Genomic DNA, 20,342 nt, shown 5'->3' with positions numbered 1-20,342 from the left:
TGCCTGCGCTTCGCCCTAAACCTAACACTTAGTTGAGGTTTGGCGCTGAGGTGCTAAAAATTTGTGCACATGGGGCCCAATTCTGGGCCATGACCAGCGTAATTCGAATTTAAATTCTTTCCAGCCATAGAAGACCGTACGGCTGCATGATCAGATCGTCATGCGTGGCAATTTCCTGCTCGGAGATCAGATCTTGGAAGAAACGTCCCAGACCGCCGGTGCGGATGTTGTTGGCCGGAACGCGCTGCTCTTCCTCGGTGAAATTGGCAAGAATGAGAGTTCGATTTCCCTCGAAGTGCCGAATAAAGCCCAAAACGTGTGGGTTATCGACGGGAACAAGCTCCATTTGCTGCCCAGCCAACGAAGGCAAATTCTTCCGCAGCGAGATAAGTCGCTGAATCGAACGGAAAATCTTCCCGCGAATCGTCCCGTTCTGTTCATCAACCTCTTGCTTAAAATTGTTCAAATATTCCCACTTCATCTTCGGACGATGAATCCAGCGGGTATCGCCCGCTTTGGCAGGATCCTTTACGAAATCGTAGTCGTTCAGCATCCCCCACTCTTCGCCGAGATACAGTAGCGGAATGCCGCCGATGCTAAGCGTAATGCCATACAGTAGGCACATCCGCCGGACCGACATTTCGATCAGCTTGGGGTCATGAAATTCGATCGCCTGCTCAAGCCCGGCGAGCGACGCCAGCGTGCCTGAGATCCGCATATCTCCCGTCGTGGGATTGTGCTGAAACGGAACACCTCGTGCAAACGAGCCTGGGAACTGCCCGGTGTAAAAGTTGTTCAAGAATTGTCGATGATCGTAGCCGTTGATCCCCAATTGGGCCGCATCTTCATCATCGAATGTCCACCCGATATCGTCGTGGCATCGCAGGTAGTTAACCCACGAAGTCCCGTGCGGGAGGCGATGTCGATGACTGAGCGATTTCTTTAGCAGCCGCGTGCTTCGCGTAGCCAGCGATTCCCACAACAACGCCATCAGTGTCGGGTTGTACGAGATCTGGCACTCATCTTCATCGATGTATTTGACCACCTCGTCCGGATGGACGATCGCTTCCGATTTGAACACAAGCCCTGGCGCGGCGATTCCAGCGAGACAATTGAACGCTTGAATCAGCAGATGCGCTTCCGGCAGGTTCTCGCAGTTGGTGCCCATCTGCTTCCAAATGAATGCCACCGCATCGAGACGCAAGATATCGACGCCCGTATTGGCGATGAAGATCATTTCTTCCAGCATCGCTCGGAAAACGGCCGGATTGTGATAGTTCAAATCCCACTGGAAACTGTTGAACGTCGTCCAAACCCACTTCTGCATCCCGTCGTGCCAGGTGAAATTTCCGCGGCGGACGGTGGGAAAAATCTCTCGGAGGGTTCGCTCGTATTGATCCGGAACGGTGCGATCGGGGAAGCAGTAATAATACTGCTGATACTCGACATCGCCCGCTTGGGCATGCTGTGCCCAGAAGTGGTCGTCCGACGTGTGATTGAACACAAAGTCGAGACACAGACAGATATCTGCTTTGCGGAACTCGTCGGCTAACAGCCGCAAGTCATCGATCGTCCCCAGCCGTGGGTCGACGCTGCGATAGTTACTGATGGCATATCCGCCGTCGTTATCGCCAGGCCGAACCGCAAACAGAGGCATCAAGTGGACGTAGGTGAGCCCCAAGTCTTTGAAATAGGGAATGCACTCGCGCAGTTTGCTGAGGTTCTCGGAAAAGAGATCCACATACAGCGCACCACCCACCATATGTTCCGACTGAAACCATGTCGGGTCGTTAGACCGATGGTCATCCTGTTCGCGCAGCTCAGGACTTCGGTCCTTCCATCCTCGTGCTGCGGTAAACATGATTTCCTCCAGGTGATAGAAGAAATCGTATCGGCCGTGGTACAGCGTAAAGAGCAGACGGAACAACCGAGGCCACTCGCTAACTAAACGCTGCGTGAACTGCCGCGCTAGTCCGCTTTCGACGTCGTCTTCCGACCAGAACGCATCCAGCCGCGGTAGAAGTCGCTTGAGCGAAATCTCCGCTTCGGTTTGCACTTGGTCAGGCTGTCCATTCCTACTCATTCCGATCATTGGGTATCGTGATGTTATCTAGAAACTGATAGTAATTGATTCCCTCCAAGATACCTCGCGCATGATGGCTCTCCGCGAAATAGATCCGCGGCCAGTCCCGAAGCTTCTCTAGCTCAGGACTGTAATTCCCTACAACCACTCCAAGCGTACGTCCCTTGAGCATCCCCTCGTCGTTCCCGCTGTCGCCAGCGATGAGTACTTTTTCCGGGGAAAAGCCCCATTTGTAGAGGACGTGACGTACGGCCACGCCTGGCCCCCCACGATTGGGCAGGATGTCCAGGTACATATCTCGCGAAAAAACGACACGAGCACGTATGCCGGCCTCACGCAACATGCGTTTTATGGCTGGAATACCTGGGGCGACACTCTTGTCGATGTCGAAGCTGATCTTGAATTCAGACTGTTGGCTGTCTTTCTGGACGTAGACGCCATCCACCCCATCAAACAGAGCACGAATTGCGTCAGGTGTCCAGTGCAAGCCAATCTGCTTGCGCCAACTACGATCATTCGTCAGGTTTTCACCATAGTAAAGCTCCGTGCCGACGCCGGCACAAATCAAATCGGGCCGCGGCAGCTTCATTTCTTCGATCAATTCCATCGCACTATCGAGCCGGCGTCCCGTCGAGATTCCAAACCCAATGTAGTCGTGCTCGCGAATCGTCTCCAAGAAATCACGCAGCCCGTCGTCGTCGCCGGTCAATGTGTTGTCGAGATCGGTGATGATCAAGCGATCGAAGTTCGGCAAACGACGTACTTTGGCACTCTTCGCTAAAACCGGTTGGGCCGAGTGATCGAGAATGTCATTGACGTCGCGCCAGTAACGCTTCGCGTGATTGGCCCACGAGTAGTGCTTTTCCGCGCCGGACAACCCATTGCTCGACCAATCGTCCCACTGCTTCGGTTCGGTCAGCATCCGCAGCAACGCTTTCTCAATCGCTTCTCCGTCCAGCGGATCGACCAGCAAACCGTTATGGCAGTTTGCCACAATGTCGCGTGGACCACCGTCGTTGGTAGCGACAATCGGCATGCCGGCCGCAGCCGCTTCAAGAAGCGTCAGTCCGAATGGTTCGGTGAGTGCTGGATTGACGAACACGCCGCGGCGCTGCGTTCCCCAGCGGTAAATGTCTGGCACATCACTCGGAGTGTGCATCTTCGGATACGACACCGATCCATACAGATCGTAATCGTCAATGCGTCCCAAGATTTGTTCGACAATTCGCCGCTGAGCAGGGGCAAGATCCTTGAGCGTCTCTCGTGTTCCCATGATCAACACAAGGTTCGACAACTCTTGCAGTCGCTTGCTTTCGCCATACACACGGACGAGCATCTCCAGGTTTTTACGCTCGTCCGGCCGTGCCATGGCGATCAGAGGCGGCTTGCTTGGATCTCGCAAAAATCGCTCGATCTGAGGCCCGATCGTGTAGTCGTCGTCCTTCGATTTAGGAGGCGCAAACGACTGGAGATTCACGCCCGGCGGAATCACTTCCATGCGATCGGGTACGTAGTTTTCGTACTTTTCGTACTGCTGTTCGACTTCCTGGTTCGTACTTGCAACCACCATGGAAGCGGTTTCGAGTGCGACCTCTTCGGCTTCGATTCGCTGCGAGAGCTTGTAACGACGCTCGAGGTCTTCGATCGACTTCCCTTTCGCAATCAACCGTTCTTGCTTCACTCGTCCTAAAGAGTGCCCCGTGAAGACAAACGGAATGTGCAGCAGACGAGCGAGCTGCGCCCCGGCCAAACCAGCGTCGGCATAGTGGCCATGAATCAGATCTGGCAAGCCGGCTCGACGGAAGTGATGCAGTGTTTGATCGACGAAGAATTCGATGTACGGCCAAAGCGATTCTTTGCGGATATAGCGCTTTGGTCCAAATGGAATACGTACGATCTTCGCGTTTTCGCAGATCGGTTCTTCGACTTGCGCGTAGTCGTCGGAGACGCGGTCGTCGATGATTTGACGTGTTAGTAGTTCAACTTCAGAGACACCGGGCTGCTTGGCCAGTTCCGCGGCCAATTCCAGGACATACTTGACCTGGCCGCCCGTATCCGCGTCGCGACCGAGTTCGGCATCGTGGGCGCGGATTAAGCCATGTAAGCTTATCAGAGCGATCTTCATGGAGAGTCATTCTTTGAAGGTTGTTGGTTGTGGAAAAGCTCTCGGAATCGGCAACGCTCCTCAGATGAAGACGTCTTCATAGAACGACTTGTCTTGGCAAGTTGCCCCATGGTTCTCGCAAACTTTTCCGGCGAATCGAGACGCTGCTTCGCCAACCTGACGCAAAGGGCGGCCCGATATCAGTCCGGCAAGAAGGACTGACGCGAATCCATCCCCTGCCCCGACAGTGTCGACGAGAGGATCTGGTTTGGTGACTGCAATTTCGATGCCATCACCATCTTCTGTGGCAAGAAAAGCACCTTTCGAGCCAGATGTGATACAGAAATTGGCGACTTTGTGCCCCGTACGGAATTTATCGACCGCCTGACGGACTTGGCCTTGGGTCTCGCACGGCATCTGAGTGAGTCGTTGAAGTTCGTCGTGGTTCAATTTCAGCCAATCCGCCCCATCAACGAGCACATCCACCCAAGATTCGTCAAACCATGGAGGACGTACGTTCAGATCAACGAAGCGGGGCAAGCCACTTTCTTCGATCAATTTGCGGATCGTGGCGGCTGTGCGTTCGCTACGATACGCAAGACTGCCGTAATACAGATAAGAGAAGCTAGAAAAGTCTTCGATCTGGGGCGGCTCGATGTAATCCCAAGCGCGCTCTTTCAAAATGTCGTAGACCGGTTCGCCATCTTTTAACGTGACTTCAACGGCACCCGTAGGCTTGTCTTCGACCGTCTGCACGAAGTTGGCTGACATGCCCCAGTTGGACATTGCGTTACGGACATCGTCGCCGGGCTCGTCCGAGCCGACAGCGGTGACCATACAGGGCGAAAAGCCCATGCCGTGGACATTCCAAGCAACGTTAAACGGAGCGCCGCCGAGAACATGGCGGCCATCTGGGAAGCGGTCAAAAAGGACTTCCCCCAATATCAATGGCGAGCGACTTGCAGTCGGAGTAGACACGAATCTATATCGATCGGTTAGACGGATCGTTTAGTAATTGAGTAACATTGTTTTAGCATTCCAACGGCACAAACTCAAATCGGACAAAAGGGACGTAACGTGAGCAAAGTTCTCGCTACCGACTTGGATGGAACTTTCATTCCCCTTGAGGGCAACGAAGAAAACAAAGCCGACTTAGTTCAATTGGAGGAAGCCCTCCGCGCCAATCAGGTCACGTTGACCTTTGTGACAGGGCGTCATTTGGAATCGGTTCAAGATGCCATCAGCCGCTACGCGCTGCCCAAGCCTGACTGGGTGATCTGCGACGTAGGCAGTTCGATCTATCAGCGAAATGAGGATGGTACGTTCACCGTGGCCGATCCTTATGTCGATCACCTGCAATCGATCGTCGGTGAATTCTCGCCAGGCAAAATTCGCGAACAGTTTGCCGAGAACCAGGCACTCCGTCTGCAGGAGGAAGAGAAGCAGGGGAAGTTCAAGCTCAGCTTTTACTGCGATGCCAAGCAGCTCCGCAAAATTCACGACGACGTGCTGGACACTATTACCCATCGCGAACTGCCGTACAGCGTGATAAGTAGTGTCGATCCTTTCACCGGCGATGGCTTGATCGATCTGTTGCCTACGGACGTTTCCAAGGCCTACGCGTTGCAGTGGTGGACCGACCATACCGGACTGGATAACAAAGAGCTGGTCTTCTCCGGGGATTCCGGCAATGACTTAGCCGCAATGACTGCCGGCTATCGAACGATCGTTGTCGGAAACGCTTCAGGCGATCTCATGGAAACGGTCCACCAGCACTATGAAAGCAAGCGGCAAGTCGATCGGGTCTACATTGCTCGCAAGCATGCTACCAGTGGGGTTCTCGCCGGCTGTCGGCACTTTGGTCTGATACCCTAGCAGCAGTAGCAACCGTTTCGCTAGCAAAATGCGTCATTGGCGTTGCGTTGCCAGCACCGGTTTCCTATAAGTTGCACCGCGAAAGTCGTCCCCTGTATCTCCCCCTATGATTTTCCCGGTGCTAACGCTTTCGATTCTAACTCGAATGGTCGCATGCCGCCTTGGGCTGGCAGTGGGAATGCTGTGTCTAGTCGCGATGTCGACAGGCTGCAAAGCAATCGTTGCGACCAACAACCGCAACTGGGCCCCTGATCAAGCCCGACTGCCGATCGGCGAAGTTCGAGGCGATCAGATCACGATCCACAATGTTCGCAATTGCCGCTACGCGACTGCGGACGACTATGTCGTACAGTACTACGACAAAGACATTCGCCTGAGCGATATCGAGACCGTCGACTTCATCGTCGTACCTTTTAAAGACACTCCGAGCGTCGCTCACACGATGCTGAGCTTCGGGATGAAAGATGGCGAATACCTGGTTTCCTCGGTCGAAATCCGCAAGGAAGCTACTGAAGAATACTCGGCCTGGAAAGGATTCTTCAACCAGTATGAACTGATGTACGTGATCGGCGACGAACGGGACGTCATCAACTTGAGTTCTAACTATTACAAGAGCGACGTCTATCTATACCGAACCGTTGCCCAGCCAGAGCAAGCCCAGGCACTGTTCCTGGATGTGGTTAAACGAGCCAACGAACTTGCCGCGAAGCCTGAGTTCTATAACACGCTGACGAACAACTGCACGACGAACATTGTTTCGCACGTGAATAAAATCGCCCCGAAGAGCGTGCCGTATGATATGCGGATTCTTCTGCCTGGCTACAGCGACGAATACGCTTACTCGCTTGGGCTGCTCGACACGACGGTTCCCTTTGAACAGCTACGCAGCGAGTCGAGAATCAATCATCTCGCCGAGCGTTATCGCGACGACGAAAACTTCTCAGAGTACATCCGCCGCTAACAGGTAATTGGAAGAACATCCACCCGAATTGCCTAAGGGCACCGCATTGCCATTGCGGCAAGCAGCTAGCAGCTCTTAGCCCGTTTTTTCTGTGGTTTTCAGCATGTCTTCATAAATCCTGATCAATCGACATTGCCCTATCCGAAATTCGAATATAGATACACCCTACTCTGCCACAACTGCCCTTACACGACGGACCGTTAGGGAGGAAATTATGAGTGGTGTTACTTTTTCGGTAGCTGCCTTGTGGATGATTCTTGGGGCCTCGCCCCACACGCCAGTGGTCCAGGATCAGGTCGACCTGATCGAGGTGAACCACTACTACGATTCACAAGGCCGTTTGATCTTCGACCAGGTCATCTTCTATGAATGGTCGCACAGCGATGCCCGGTTCCACGTTACCGCATGGCGTCTGCTGAAGAGTTCTTGGCAAGTTCCCCGAAAGCGATGGACCGACGGGGCCTATACCACCACCTGGCGCGATGGCGATGTCATCCGCAGCGTGGTCGGTAAGAACATGCGCGAGACTTGGACGCAGTACGATCCGGAACTCGTCGAACGGGATTATCTCCCACGCGAGTATCGCCGCGGCTTGACCCCGAAGATCGAAGCGATGGCCAAAGCCGAGAACTAACCGCCCGACAATTCGATTTGGAAGTCGAACACGATAACCACGTTTTCCTGCGTTTTGGCAAGGATACGACTGGGAGTCTGCCGGACTTTCTTTACCTGCTCGGTGAGCTTGCTCAGCGAAGCGATGCCAAGGTCTTCCTCCGCATTGCACCATCGTTGAATCGCTTTTTCGGCATGCGTGGAAACTCCATGAACCGACGCTTGGCGAGCTTTCACCCCGCACGCGGCCAAGTGAATTAAGCCTTGCAGCGTGTCTGCCGCTGCTCCATTTCTACCCAGCGTCATCCACGCCGCTTCCCACGCTTCGTGTGCCTCCCAATAGAAGCCACCATTGAATAGGTCGATCCCGAAACGAATCGATTGCTGAGGCGTTTCCCCAGCAAAAGTCTCGCTCGGCCGTGCCGATTGTCCCGGAACGTACGCTTCACGCGGGAGCGACAAGCTTGGCTCGTAACGGGGGATTCTGTTTGCCATGGTTGCGTCTTTCATCCTGGGCCATTGTAATGACCGACGGACCAGCACATCGATAGCCCTCACAAGGATCCGACCATGGCTCGCAAAATTGTCGTTACCGGCGCTACAAAGGGGCTCGGCCGTGCCATGGTCGATGGCTTTATCGCCGCCGGCCATCAAGTCGCCGGGTGTGGGCGTTCCGCCGACAAAATCGAACAACTGAGCGAACAATATGGCTCGCCTCATCGTTTTGATGTAGTCGATGTGACCAATTGGCATGACGTGAAGAAGTGGCATCGTTCGGTTGTGGAAACCTTTGGTGTGCCTGACTTGTTGATCAACAACGCTGCGATCATCAACGAAACCAACCCTGTCTGGCAGGTTCCCGTCGATGAGTTTTCGCACATGCTCGACATCAACATTCAAGGGGTCTTTCACGTCGTTAAAGTGTTCGCCCCCAAGATGATCGAGCAGCGTGAAGGCGTCATCATCAATTTCAGTTCCGGTTGGGGACGAACCACTTCACCCAATGTTGGTCCTTACTGTGCCACCAAATTTGCCATCGAAGGGCTGACTAAGTCACTGGCACAAGAGCTCCCCGACGGCATGGCTGCTATTCCCCTGGGCCCTGGCATGATCCACACCGATATGCTCGAGAAGTGCTTCTCCGAAGGGGCCTCGAGTGCTCCTAAACCGGAAGACTGGGCCCAGTACGCAGTGCCGTTCATTCTTTCGCTCGGCGCGGAAGAGAATGGCCAATCGATCAGTATCGTGAAGTAAGCAAATATGCCTCAAGGTATCGATCACCCGGCAGCCTGGCCGGCCGAGCAGCTTCTCAAGCAGTGCGACATCCAACGCCTGCGTCGCGGCGGCCCAGGCGGGCAGCATCGCAATAAAGTGGAAACCGCGGTCGTCATTCACGATCCTATCTCTGGCAAGTCAGGCGAGGCCAACGAGCGCCGCAGCCAAGAGGCCAATCGCCAGGTCGCCATCTTTCGTCTCCGTGTGAAACTGGCTCTTGATCCACCAGCGAACTTCGATCTGTCCAGTTCTCCCAGCGAACTTTGGCGTTCTCGCTTGCGTAGTGGAAAACTTGCCATTAACCCGACGCACGACGATTTCCCGTCCCTTTTGGCCGAAGCAATTGCTGTGCTGACGTTTAACCAGTGGGACGCTGCCGCAGCGGCAAGCCATTTGCAGTGTTCGACCAATCAATTGGTGAAGTTTCTGAAAAACGAATCGGCCGCGTTTGCCCAGCTTAATCAACAGCGGGAAAAACTGGGCCTGAAACGACTTAAATAGCCCCATCGACTTTCCCTTGACAGGTTTCCCAAATCGGCGAACCATGAGATCATTGGGAAATGTTTATTTTGGAGAAGCAATCGATGGCCTGCCTGACTCGACGGATCGTATTTTGCGCCACCCTGCTCTTGCTGATGGGGACCGCCCAATCCAGCTTCGCGCAGCAAGTCAACGCCATCGCCGGCGAACCATGGGGCGTCGCTCGCATGGTGATTCCGTTTCAACGAGCCGATTTCGGCGATCCAATCGATAGCCAGGCATTCTCCATCTCGGATCCAGACGGCCGAATCTTTTACCCTGTCTTTAAGCCGAAACGTTTTCTTCCGCTGCTTCAGTCACTGATGGGGGCGGATCAAGTCACGCCTCCGCAGGAAGTTGAAATCCACTTCCTGTTCCGCGGCAGTGCTCCGATGGACGTCACCGTCAACACACCGACACCTCACCGCGTGCATGTGGTGCCTAAGATTCGCCGCGACGGACCTTACAACAGTTTGATGCGGCAATGGTGGCGTAGCTACCACGAAGTTGTCCGCGACCGTGCCAGTTCCATCGAGCATCCACCGGTCCTGGAGACGTATTTATCGATGATGCTTTCCGGGCGGCTTGGATTGTCGCCGCCACCGTTGAGCGAAAAAGTATTCGCCGACCGCTCCGCACTCGATCCGAGTCAGTCGCTAAGTCAGTTGATGGGAACTGAAGCGGTCCACGATGCGATGCTGAAAGCGATCATGAACAACGAGATCGCCGCCAACGGCCAGCTCGGTCCTGTGGTACCTCCGATTGAATGGGCACCACTCGCCGTCCCCGATCCGCAGCCCGACGTCGAGATCGAACCGATCGCCAAGTACGTGCCGGAGGAATGTTTCTACGTTCGCTTCGGTTCGCTGAGCAATTACCTGTGGCTCAATAAACTGCTCGAGCGGAACGGGGGCGATTTGTCGCGAATGGTTTCCAATCGCCGTGTCGCCGTTCATTTGAACGAAGTGGTACAGCGACAACTCTCGCTGAAGCAGTCAGAGCTTGCCGAGATCTTCGGTGACCGCGTCGTACAAGATGTCGCACTGATCGGACGCGATACCTACACGCGAGAAGGGGGCGCACTGGGGATGCTATTCCATGCGAAGCAAAGTGCCCTGCTGGCCAACGACATCCAAAAGAACCGCCGCGATGCGCTTCGCGACTTTAAGAAGCAAGGAGCCACGCTCGAAACAATTACGATCGATGGCAAAGAGGTTTCGTTCCTGTCGACGCCTGACAATACGCTGCGATCGTTCTATTACGCTCGCGGCGACTTTCACCTGGTAACGACCTCTCGGGCAATCATGGAGCGTTTTCTCTCGCTAGAGAAATCGTCGACCAGCCTGGCCAATTCACGCGAGTTCCGCTATGCCCGCGGTTTGATGCCGGTTAGCCGTAAAGACACCGTCTTTGTCTATCTCTCGTCGCAGTTCTTCCGCGGTTTGTACTCGCCGCAGTATCGCGTAGAGATGCGTCGCCGACTGCAAAGCGTGATCGAGATGGAACTGCAGCAGATGGCAACTGCCGCAGCCAATAATGAAGGCTTTCAAGACACTTCGGTCGAAGGACTGATCGCGGCTGGTTTCCTGCCTCGAAATTTCGGTCAACGCGCCGACGGCAGTCATACCATCGTTACCGGCGACACGTTGGGCGATTCCATCCGGGGAGGTCGTGGTCATTTCGTCCCGATTCCCGACATGGACATCATCGGGATGACGCCGCAGGAGGTTTCCGAATTCAATCGCCTGCGTCAATTCCATATGACACAGTGGCGACAGATGAACCCGTTGATGGTCGGCATCCATCGCTTCAAACTGAATGACGAAGGGCTGGAGCGAATCGCAATCGACGCCCGGGTATCTCCATTCCAGAAATCGAACTTCAGCCAGATGCTTGATTTCCTCGGTCCCCCGGTGACAACGCACATTGCCACGACGCCCAGTGATGTCGTTGCGTTTCAAGCAATTTTAAATGGCAAGTACAGTGGCGGGGCGACCCATTATGCGGTGGCGGTGAAGGACCTTCCCTTCCCACTGGAAGACTTCACCAACCAAGGCTTCTTCAACACGCTCAGGATGATTCAGGCCACGCCTGGCTATTTGACGGCTTGGCCGAAACCTGGGTTGATCGACCGTATGCCGTTTATTGGTCCAGCCGCGGCACCGGACATTTATGGCTACTCGCAGTTGCCATTCGGCTTGATGCGTCGCGAGTACAACGATTTCTCGACCCTTTCGTTCCATCCAGATATTCTTGCCGACGTCACGCCGCAATTGGCGATCGTCGAAGATGAATACCCTGCTCAAGTACGTCTTCATGTCGGCGATATCTCCAACGCTCAGATCACCCCGCTGGCCAACGGACTTGCTCAGGCCCTCGCGAAAAAAGGAAGCCTGGCCAACGCGGCGTTGTTCCACGATGTCCACAATCAATTAGGCGTTCCCAGCAATCAGGCCAAAGCGTTTGTCGACCAGCTGTTGAATCTCGAGTTCATCGACCCTCTCGGCGGTCAGTTTAAATACGAAACCAATGGCAACGGTTACGGACGCTGGGTTTCAACCGCCTGGAGTGAAGAAGGCAGAGACTTTCAGGCCAACGTCATGGATTGGTTCCGCGGTTTGGATGTACGCTTGAACGTTGACGAGCACCTGATCGAGATGCATGCCCAGTTGGAAATGCAGAACGAGAAGCCTGAGCCAGGATTGAAGCTCCCCGGCTTCAACTTGTTCAACATGGGAGGCGCTCTCGGCGGCGGCAGTAAACCGAAGGAAGAGAAGCCGAAAAAGGAGGACGCCAAAACACCTCCGGCGATCACTCCCAAAGCGGAAGAGTTGCCAGAACCAATTCCACGTCCGCAACCCCTTCCGCAGCCAAAAGCGGAAGGACGCCAATTTTAGCGGCGTCTATTCCGTTTCCTTCGGTTCCAATTCGTCGATCTTGTCCCACATTTGCTTGAGTTCCACTTGGAATCCGCCTGACAAGATCGGGAATCGACACCAGGTCTTCGGATCGAGGTTTTCGTCGTCCAGGTGAAAGCCCGGGGCGTAACGTTCCCGCTTCCACTGGTTGCGGCTCCAAAGCTGGAAGAAACGCTGAATGAAGTTACCTAGCTCCTGGAGCGTGTAAACGGGGTACTTCTCCCGCAAATGGGCCAGCACTTCGACGGCGACTTGCTTGTCTCGGATGGCTAAACGTTCAATCGCATCGAGCACCGTGTATGGCATTAAGTCGCCTTCATCGGTTTGATTTTGATCGGACGGACGAAGCTCGGCGGTTGGTTGCTGCTTATTAATGAGCTCTAGCACCGGCAAACAGCCATATCCTTGCGGTCCTTCCTCTTCCATCCAGACAAGCCACTCGCGGAGGAACGCTTTGTCGATCCCCGAAACGGGACAAAGCCCGCCGCTCGTATCGCCATCCATGGTGGCATAACCGACCGCCGCCTCAGAGCGATTGCTGGTCGAAAGCAAAAGAGCATTCTTCAAGTTGGCAATCAGCCAGATGCTTGGCGATCGGGTTCTCGCTTGAATGTTCTGCAGCGCGATGTCGTCCTGTTCCCAAGTCAGGGGACGACCAAGCATTTGCTCGCCAAGAGCCATGTACTTCTGGACGATGTCGTCCACATCGATACGGTGAAAATTCGCACCGACCGTTTCGGCAACTCCCTTAGCCGCTTCGTAGGTCACGTCGCCGCTGTTGCGTGTGGCCTGATAAACGCATGTTAGCAAAATGCGATTCACATCGGCTGCGTTGACGATTTCGTTGAGACCTTCGATGTACGGCAGTTTTCGTGCGAACTGATCGACGCCGATGTCGCCCAGCGCGAATTGCACCATGTAAGCACAAAGCGTTGCCACAGCAGCCGAATCGGCTCCACCAGAAAGCGAAACAACAAATCCGCGCGAACGACTTTTGCGAAGGTAATCGAACAGGCCCAGCGTGACTGCCCTGGTGAACTCTTCTTCCTTCAATCGGTCCGACTTTTCCCACGCCGCGAGCGTTTGTTCTTTTACCTCAGGGTTTCCGTGAGGCAAAGCAAACTGCGACGTGACGACTTGATCTTTCGCCGCATCGAAGTTGAGCACAAACGCATCGCTCTTGGCCCGGTTCATGCGGTTCACGTCGATATCGACCACTGCCGTGGTGACGACCACATTCCGGAAACTGAACCGCGGGGCTTCAGCCAACAAGCGACCTTCGGAAGCAACCATCGCTCCGCCATCGTAGATCGCCCGACCTGCTTCGTTGCCGAGCAAGTTGGCATAGACGTAAGCGGCATGAAACGCCCTTGATCCTTCCAGCACAAACCGGCGACGAACTTCCTGCTTGCCGAATGCGAAATGGCTGGCGCTTGGGTTTAAGATCAAATCGACGCCTAGTTCGGCGAGACGTCCCCCCGGCCGCGTCGCGACCCAGGCATCTTCGCAGATCTCGAGACCGACCATCACACCATCGAAATCAAAGACCAAGTCCCCCAGCGGAATCTTTTGGTCGCCTTCTTCATAATAGGTGCGCTTGCCGCTCGGCCATGGTTTGAACCAGCGCGGCTCGTAATGGATCCCGTCACCGGCGAGATTCTTTTTCGGGACCAAACCCATCAGTTTGCCATCGGCGACAATCGCGGCAACGTTGAAGACCAAACCGCGGTACGAAATCGGCAGGCCGATGCAAGCCACTAAGCCTTTCGTTGCCGGCAGAAGCTCTTGCAATTTTTCCCACGCCATGCGTCGCATCCCGGCAGAAAGAAACGCATCTTCGCAGCCATACCCTGTGATGCACAGTTCCGGCAGGCAGACGATGGATGCCCCCTGATCGCGTGCCGCCTGGAGGGCATCCAAGATGTTTTGCGTGTTTCCTTCCCAGTCGAGCGGCGTTTGGTTGAGGACCGCAGCGGCAACTTTGACGTTCAGCACGATGAATATTCCCCGAAGTTCGTTGTTTCCCAACAAGCTACCCGATGCCGATGTTCGGGTCTATCGGACACCAAGGGGGACACATCGCAGCCAAGCAAGGCTCACCCCGATTAGCCGTAGCCTAGCTCGTCAAGATCCTCTTCAGTCATGCCGAAATGATGTCCCAGCTCGTGCAGAATGGTGATCCGGATCTGCTCCTGCAGTCCTTCGGCGGTGACTTGCCCATTGACGTATCGGGTTTGCGAAAGGATCCCTTCGCGGAAGATCTGAATGACATCCGACGGAACCGCGGGCCCTTGAATCGATCGGTTGGATAGCGGGATACCGGTATAAAGTCCGCACAACTGACGTCGGCTATGTAGCCCAAGCTGCCGCAACAATGCATCGGACGGGTAATCTTCGACGATCATAGGAACTTTATCGAGCAGCGTCGAAATCGATTCAGGCAAACGAGCAAGTACGTGCTCGAGATGCAGATCAAACGTTTCGCGAGATTGCGAGTCCATGCGGGGCCTCATCAGGGATAGGTACGTTATCCTCAATTATCCGCACCCAGAACCGGCCGACCACCCCGCTGAAAATATCTGAAAAAGTTTGTCCCCTGTGCCCCCAAGATTCGCGAACTACGGACGAATGGGCCTTTGGCAAATTGCTTGCAAACGAAGCCTCGGCAGAGACAATGAGGACATGATTCAACGCTTTTCCATTGCCAAACTGTTCGTTCTAATCACCCTCGCTGCGGTGGCCTCGCTTACCATACGCCAGGCAATCGCAGGTTCCGACTGGGCCAAAGCGGTCTCGTTGGTCGTATGTGCCGCCGCATTATGGGTTGTCATTCACATGATGTTTGGTGCAATCGGCTACGTGATGATGAATCTGATCCAAGCAATAACTCCTAAAAAAGGCCAGGCCCCCTTCGCAACCGAGGTGCCGGCCCCACAAATCATTCCGCCGAAAGAAATCGACAGCCAATAACGGCGTGTTGCCGTCAGGCAGCTTGGAAAGTCCATCGTATGCCTTCTCTTGCTTCGTCTCGTCATGTTATCCGCACGTTGGCTGTCGGATTGCTTCTAGCCGTTTTGGTACTCGCGCCGCTCCATGCCGCGTATGCAGAAACGGGCCGGGTTATTCGATTGCCTGCGCCTCCCGACAAGCCCGATCATGGACTGTTTCTGGCAATCGATACGCGTTGGATCGATGGCAGCGGGTATCGGCCGATACGCCTCACGGTTACCACTGCCAATGGCCGCCCTGCCCCGGCCGATCGTCGGATCGACGTTTCGCTGATTCCCAGCTATTACAACTACAACAATCGCAATCCATTTCCTGTCGTTACTCAGCAAATCAAGCTACCGCAGGGGAAAAGTTCGGCCGACCACACCGTCTTGGTGCCGCAGCAATTCCTTTGGAACACGATGAGCGTTCTTACGTTTGAAGATGGCAACAAGCTTGACGAGCTATCGAACCAAGGTTTTTCGGTTGTCTCGTTCTACGCCAATGGCTATTACACGGAAGCCTACCCCTCGACGATTGTGTTCCACCGCAATGCCCCGCCTCGCGACTTGCGATCAAACTGGGTTCTCGAGCAAGCAACTCTGGAAGAAGAAGGTAAGCCAACCGTCGAGTTGCCCGACTTGCGGATTTTGTTCAACGAACAGACATTGCCCAACAACCAGCAATTGCAATCCCATTTCAGAGACAGTTCGAACAACACATTAACAGCCCTGGACTTCCTTACTCGTAGCGATGTCGCTCCTTTGACCGATATGCCGACGACATGGCAAGGGCTTTCTTCGGCCGATTTCATTCTGCTCGACCGAGAAGACTTCACCACGCTTCACGATAAATACCCAGATCGATTCGCGGCGTTGCACAACTGGCTTGTGTCTGGCGGCAACCTGCTTATCTGGAATGCCGAGCAAGATGGTCCTCAGGCAATCGATCAACTGCTGGGACACAAAGACACGGACGATCGACCGCAATGGCAACGGATGTCGTCCGAAGATGTCGAGCTTCGAGATCTCGGTATTTTCAACAAGATGCGACAGCCAGGCAATCGATTCACAGCCGCCAATGCCGGCACGTATAAGCCTCTTGGAATCCGCAATGGAAAACTGGTCGAAACAGACGATCGTCAATCAGGTAAAGTGACCGATCCTGGTGATTTGCTGCAGCTTGCGACTCGCGATGAAGGTTTCGGACGCATGCTGCTGGTGCAGGAAAATCCATTCCCAGGCTCGGTTGGTTCATGGGAACGCATTTTCGCGACGTTTGAAGGACAACGCTTGGCCTGGTTCCAACGGCACGGCATGTCGCGGCTTCGCGAAAACCCCGGTTTCTGGGAGTTCTTAATCCCTGGCGTTGGTGTCGCCCCTGTCACCACGTTCGAGTTGCTCATCACGTTGTTCGTTATCGTAATTGGGCCTGTCAATTACTTCCTGCTTCGCTCGCTCGGCAGGCTCAACTTTTTGATTGTCACCGTTCCTGTCGGAGCACTTTTGGTCACATTCCTGCTGATGGGATATGCCTTCGTTTCTGATGGCCTGCACACGCAGTCAAGGATTCGCTCGGTGACCCTGCTGGACCAACATACCGGCCAAGGGGCAACGTGGAGCCGTCAATCTTATTACGCCGGCCTGGCATCGTCCTCGGGGCTTACGTTTCCTCTTGATACGGCGATTTACGACTACGAACAGTATCCGCTCACCCAGCATACCGGGCAGAAGCGATTGAACTGGGGTGACAACCAGGTCTTACGCGGCGGCTATTTCCGCTCGCGTGTCACGCAGCAATACTTGGCCATTCGTCCGTTTGAAACACCGTTGAAGCTGAACATCTCCTCATCCGGCGATCAGCTTTCCGTCCAGAACCAACTAGGCACGAACGTCTTAAAGTTGCTTGTCATCGATGACAAACAAGACACTTTCTACGCCGGCAATTTAAAGACCGACGCAACGTCGACGCTCCAGCCTGCGACGCCGAGCGATATTTCAGATTTCCGTAGAACGATTAACGATGCCGGCCTGAACATTCCGGAAGGTTTCGACCGCCGCGCCTATGTTCGCATCGATTCGCGGCAGCACAACTATTACATCCAAAGCTCGAACACCCCCGAGCTTTATCTCGCTCCCCCCACGTTCGGACAATCCCTACTCGAACGTCAACTGAGCGACCAAATGGCCAAAGGGTTCAAAGCGTTGGGCCCAAAAAGTTATGTGGCCATCGTCGAACGTTTTCCGGAAACGCCTCTGGGGCTGGACGTTCGTAGCGGTGAAAAAAGTCTCGAAGTCGTGATGGGAAAATGGTAACCAAATGATTGCGACACGCACGCCGGTCATCGAACTGCGAAGACTGCACCGCTTCTTTGGCAAGACCAAAGCCGTGAATGACGTTTCGTTCGAAGTCTACCCCGGTCAGGTTTACGGCTATATCGGCCCTAATGGCGCAGGGAAAACGACCAGCATGCGAATCCTCGCTACGCTCGATCTTCCCACCGCCGGCGACGCGTTAATCGATGGCTATTCGGTAATTAACGACCCTGATAAAGTTCGTCGGCGGCTTGGATTCATGCCCGACGCGTTTGGCGTATATGCCAACGTGAATTGCCGCGAGTATCTCGACTTCTTTGCACGTTCTTACGGCCTGCGTGGACGTGAACGCCGACTGGCAATGGACAAAACAATGGAGTTCACGGGGCTGGATGTACTGGCCGAAAAGCCGATCAGTGGCCTCTCGAAAGGGATGAAGCAACGGCTTTGCCTGGGCCGGTCGATGATTCACGATCCAGCGGTACTGATTCTGGATGAACCAGCCGCAGGGCTCGATCCCCGGGCACGTATCGAACTTCGCGAGATGATTGCCCGACTTGCTCAACATGGCAAAACGATTCTCGTCAGCTCGCACATTTTGACCGAGCTTGCCGAGATGTGCGACGTGGTCGGCATTATCGAGCAGGGACAACTTCTCGCGACCGGCAGCGTCGCCGACATCCAGCGGGGGCAACTGACCAAAAGCCGCGTTCGCGTTCGGGTGCTCGAAAACACGCAAGGACTTGCCGATTGGCTGACCGAACGAGAGAGCTACGACGAGATTGTCACCGATGGCGAACTGCTTCACTTTTCGCACATCGGCGAACGTGCCGAGGAAGCGGTGTTGTTGAAAGAAATGATTGAAGCCGGTTTTCGCATCGCGGAGTTCGGGGCACGTCATTCGACGCTGGAAGATGTCTTCCTGAACGTCACGAAAGGAAGGGTTCAGTGACTACTGTCGATATCGCCGCGGAAGAATCGGCTTCGCCGTCGCCGGAAACTCGTTCTTGGTGGCAAACGGTCGATCGCCGCTTGGAAGACCTGGGCGAGTATCTCAACCCGATCCTGGTTAAGGAGACGCGTCAGGCCCTTAAAAGCCGGCACTTCGCGATCACGTTCGCCTTGGTGCTTTTGACCAGTTGGATCTGGTCGCTGCTGGCCATCTATTTCCGCTACCCGGGAATTCTTTACTCGCCGGATGGTCCCTACTTGATGGTCGGCTACGTCGACATCTTGCTGTTTCCACTGATTGTGATCATTCCCTTCTCGGCGTTTCGTTCGCTGGCGTCGGAGCGGGAAGATGGCACGTTCGAGTTGCTTTCGATCTCGACGCTCAGCCCTCGTCAAATTATCACCGGTAAACTGATCAGTTCCATGGTCCAGATGCTGGTTTACCTGTCGGCGTTGGCCCCTTGTCTTGCGTTCACCTATCTGCTGCGTGGGATTGATATCATCACCATCGGCTACGTCCTGTGCTGGGCCTTCTTGGCGTCGGTGCTTCTCTCGGGCGTCGGCTTGGTGCTGGCCTGTGTTACGCAGCAGCGACATTGGCAGTCGGCGTTGTCGGTGATTGTTATTTTGCTGTTCATCTTCCTGTTTATTGTTGGCTTAGTCATCAGCTACGGCAGCATCTACGAGGACTCCGGATGGCGGATGTACGATAACTCGGACTTCTGGCTGACTTCTTTTGCGCTGCTTACCGTTTACGCCAGTTACCTTTATCTGCTGATCGAAGTCGCTTCGGCTCAGATTACGTTTGCCAGCGAAAACCGCTCGGCAGGCATTCGCCGGGCAATGCTGATCCAGCACCTGCTGGCCATCGGCTGGCTCGGCTACATGGCCCTTCGCTTTCCGCAAGAGCAAGAGATCTTGATGACCCTTGGCATCCTGCTGGCACTGCACTGGTTTATCATGGGGGCATTTATCAACGGCGAATCCCCCACGATCTCACCACGGATCAAACGAGGCATTCCGACGTTTTCGCTCGATCGCATCTGGCGAAACTGGCTCATCCCGGGGCCTGACCGTGGCTATTTGTTCGTCGTGACGTCGCTACTCAGCGGCTTGATCATCATCGGCTGTGTGGCGTTTTTCAATTCGCTCAACGGACTTTCATCGACCGATTCGGCCAACGCGTTTTTCTATGCGGCAGGGTTGATGACGTATTGCATGTGCTTTCTGTCGATCGGCCGACTGATCATGCGGTTGGTCACGCTTGTCGTTCGCGCGGATATCTTTGTCTCGGTCATCTTGCATCTCATTTTGCTGGTGACCAGCGTGATGCTGCCGCTTGGCTTTCAGGTGCTCACCAATCGGACCATGGACCGCAACTTCAACCACTGGACCAATCCGTTCTGGTTCTTTGTTGAAGGAATGGACGACTCCGCGTTCGTGGGGCAGCCGTGGGTGACCCTGTTTGTGGTTGCGATGATGGTCTTTTCCGCAGGTCTGTTTCTGCTGAACTTCCTGCTCTCGGCGAGAAAGCTGTTCCCGACGCGTGAAGTCGATCCCCGCTTCCTGCCTGAGAACCTTCCGGAAACGCTCGAACCGACCAGCGATCCCTTGGCCTAGGTTCGTGTCGTAACGATTATGACGCCCTCGCCGACGGGACGAACCGCGTTCTGCCGTACGCTGGGGCGTGTGCTCGTCGCGGCAAGCTATTCTTACGAAACGTATTTGCCGCTCTTCGCGA

16 protein-coding genes are annotated in these 20,342 nt (G+C 54.7%); 10 read left to right on the top strand and 6 right to left on the bottom strand.

From position 1 onward, the window contains the following. Positions 1-109: 109 nt before the first annotated feature. Genes LA756_RS01480 through LA756_RS01470 form a run of 3 tightly spaced genes read right to left on the bottom strand, consistent with a single transcriptional unit; the run spans position 110 to position 5,165 of the window. On the bottom strand, positions 110-2,083 hold the full coding sequence (locus LA756_RS01480) for an alpha-amylase family glycosyl hydrolase (RefSeq protein WP_224438117.1): 1,974 nt from the start codon (positions 2,081-2,083) through the stop codon (positions 110-112). Then, entirely contained in the window at positions 2,076-4,208 is a 2,133-nt protein-coding gene (locus tag LA756_RS01475; RefSeq protein WP_224438116.1) for an HAD-IIB family hydrolase, read from the bottom strand. Before LA756_RS01475 ends, LA756_RS01480 begins: the two co-directional genes overlap by 8 nt. Before the next feature lie 60 nt (positions 4,209-4,268). Beyond that, positions 4,269-5,165: a PfkB family carbohydrate kinase gene (locus LA756_RS01470; RefSeq protein WP_224438115.1), complete on the bottom strand. Its 897-nt coding sequence runs from the start codon at positions 5,163-5,165 to the stop codon at positions 4,269-4,271. Between the two features lie 99 nt (positions 5,166-5,264). On the opposite strand from LA756_RS01470, the gene LA756_RS01465 reads away from it, so the two are divergent. From LA756_RS01465 to LA756_RS01455, 3 genes are all read left to right on the top strand, one after another. Next, entirely contained in the window at positions 5,265-6,062 is a 798-nt protein-coding gene (locus tag LA756_RS01465; protein WP_224438114.1) for an HAD-IIB family hydrolase, read from the top strand. A gap of 178 nt (positions 6,063-6,240) precedes the next feature. Further along, positions 6,241-7,023 carry a DUF4105 domain-containing protein gene (locus LA756_RS01460; RefSeq protein WP_224438113.1) on the top strand — a complete coding sequence of 261 codons (783 nt, stop codon included), beginning with the start codon at positions 6,241-6,243 and terminating at the stop codon, positions 7,021-7,023. Between the two features lie 214 nt (positions 7,024-7,237). Then, the gene (locus LA756_RS01455; protein ID WP_224438112.1) at positions 7,238-7,657 is read left to right on the top strand and encodes a hypothetical protein; all 420 of its coding nucleotides are present in this window, start codon (positions 7,238-7,240) and stop codon (positions 7,655-7,657) included. Here LA756_RS01455 and LA756_RS01450 read toward each other — a convergent pair. Beyond that, positions 7,654-8,130 (bottom strand): DUF309 domain-containing protein, encoded by a 477-nt coding sequence (locus LA756_RS01450; protein WP_224438111.1) that lies wholly within the window; start codon positions 8,128-8,130, stop codon positions 7,654-7,656. The genes LA756_RS01455 and LA756_RS01450 overlap by 4 nt on opposite strands. A gap of 75 nt (positions 8,131-8,205) precedes the next feature. Between LA756_RS01450 and LA756_RS01445 the strand changes: the two genes are divergently transcribed. The 3 genes from LA756_RS01445 to LA756_RS01435 all read left to right on the top strand — a co-directional run bounded on the left by LA756_RS01445 (position 8,206) and on the right by LA756_RS01435 (position 12,326). Next, positions 8,206-8,889, top strand: coding sequence for an SDR family oxidoreductase (locus tag LA756_RS01445; RefSeq protein ID WP_224438110.1), 684 nt, complete (start codon positions 8,206-8,208; stop codon positions 8,887-8,889). A 6-nt stretch (positions 8,890-8,895) separates the two neighbouring features. Then, positions 8,896-9,411, top strand: a complete 516-nt coding sequence (locus LA756_RS01440; RefSeq protein ID WP_224438109.1) for a peptide chain release factor-like protein — start codon at positions 8,896-8,898, stop codon at positions 9,409-9,411. Between the two features lie 83 nt (positions 9,412-9,494). Continuing rightward, on the top strand, positions 9,495-12,326 hold the full coding sequence (locus LA756_RS01435; protein WP_224438108.1) for a hypothetical protein: 2,832 nt from the start codon (positions 9,495-9,497) through the stop codon (positions 12,324-12,326). A 6-nt stretch (positions 12,327-12,332) separates the two neighbouring features. On the opposite strand, the gene nadE is transcribed toward LA756_RS01435, so the two are convergent. Both nadE and LA756_RS01425 read right to left on the bottom strand, forming a co-directional pair. Then, a complete protein-coding gene (nadE, locus tag LA756_RS01430; RefSeq protein WP_224438107.1) occupies positions 12,333-14,342 on the bottom strand; it encodes an NAD(+) synthase in 2,010 nt (669 codons plus the stop codon). Between the two features lie 110 nt (positions 14,343-14,452). After that, positions 14,453-14,848, bottom strand: a complete 396-nt coding sequence (locus LA756_RS01425; protein ID WP_224438106.1) for a metallopeptidase family protein — start codon at positions 14,846-14,848, stop codon at positions 14,453-14,455. A gap of 181 nt (positions 14,849-15,029) precedes the next feature. Between LA756_RS01425 and LA756_RS01420 the strand changes: the two genes are divergently transcribed. From LA756_RS01420 to LA756_RS01405, 4 genes are read left to right on the top strand one after another with little or no spacing between them, the layout of a single operon-like run. Next, positions 15,030-15,317: a hypothetical protein gene (locus LA756_RS01420; protein ID WP_224438105.1), complete on the top strand. Its 288-nt coding sequence runs from the start codon at positions 15,030-15,032 to the stop codon at positions 15,315-15,317. Positions 15,318-15,355: 38 nt separating this feature from the next. Next, positions 15,356-17,650, top strand: a complete 2,295-nt coding sequence (locus tag LA756_RS01415) for a hypothetical protein (protein WP_224438104.1) — start codon at positions 15,356-15,358, stop codon at positions 17,648-17,650. A 4-nt stretch (positions 17,651-17,654) separates the two neighbouring features. Continuing rightward, positions 17,655-18,602: an ABC transporter ATP-binding protein gene (locus LA756_RS01410; RefSeq protein WP_224438103.1), complete on the top strand. Its 948-nt coding sequence runs from the start codon at positions 17,655-17,657 to the stop codon at positions 18,600-18,602. Next, positions 18,599-20,221: an ABC transporter permease gene (locus LA756_RS01405; RefSeq protein WP_224438102.1), complete on the top strand. Its 1,623-nt coding sequence runs from the start codon at positions 18,599-18,601 to the stop codon at positions 20,219-20,221. Before LA756_RS01410 ends, LA756_RS01405 begins: the two co-directional genes overlap by 4 nt. The last annotated feature ends 121 nt before the right edge of the window (positions 20,222-20,342 follow it).

Origin of the sequence: Bremerella sp. TYQ1 (genome assembly GCF_020150455.1) — a bacterium.
GTDB classification, from domain to species: Bacteria; Planctomycetota; Planctomycetia; order Pirellulales; family Pirellulaceae; genus Bremerella; species Bremerella volcania_A.
The sequence above is the reverse complement of the archived record's forward strand: the minus strand, read 5'-3'. Positions and strand labels throughout refer to the sequence as shown.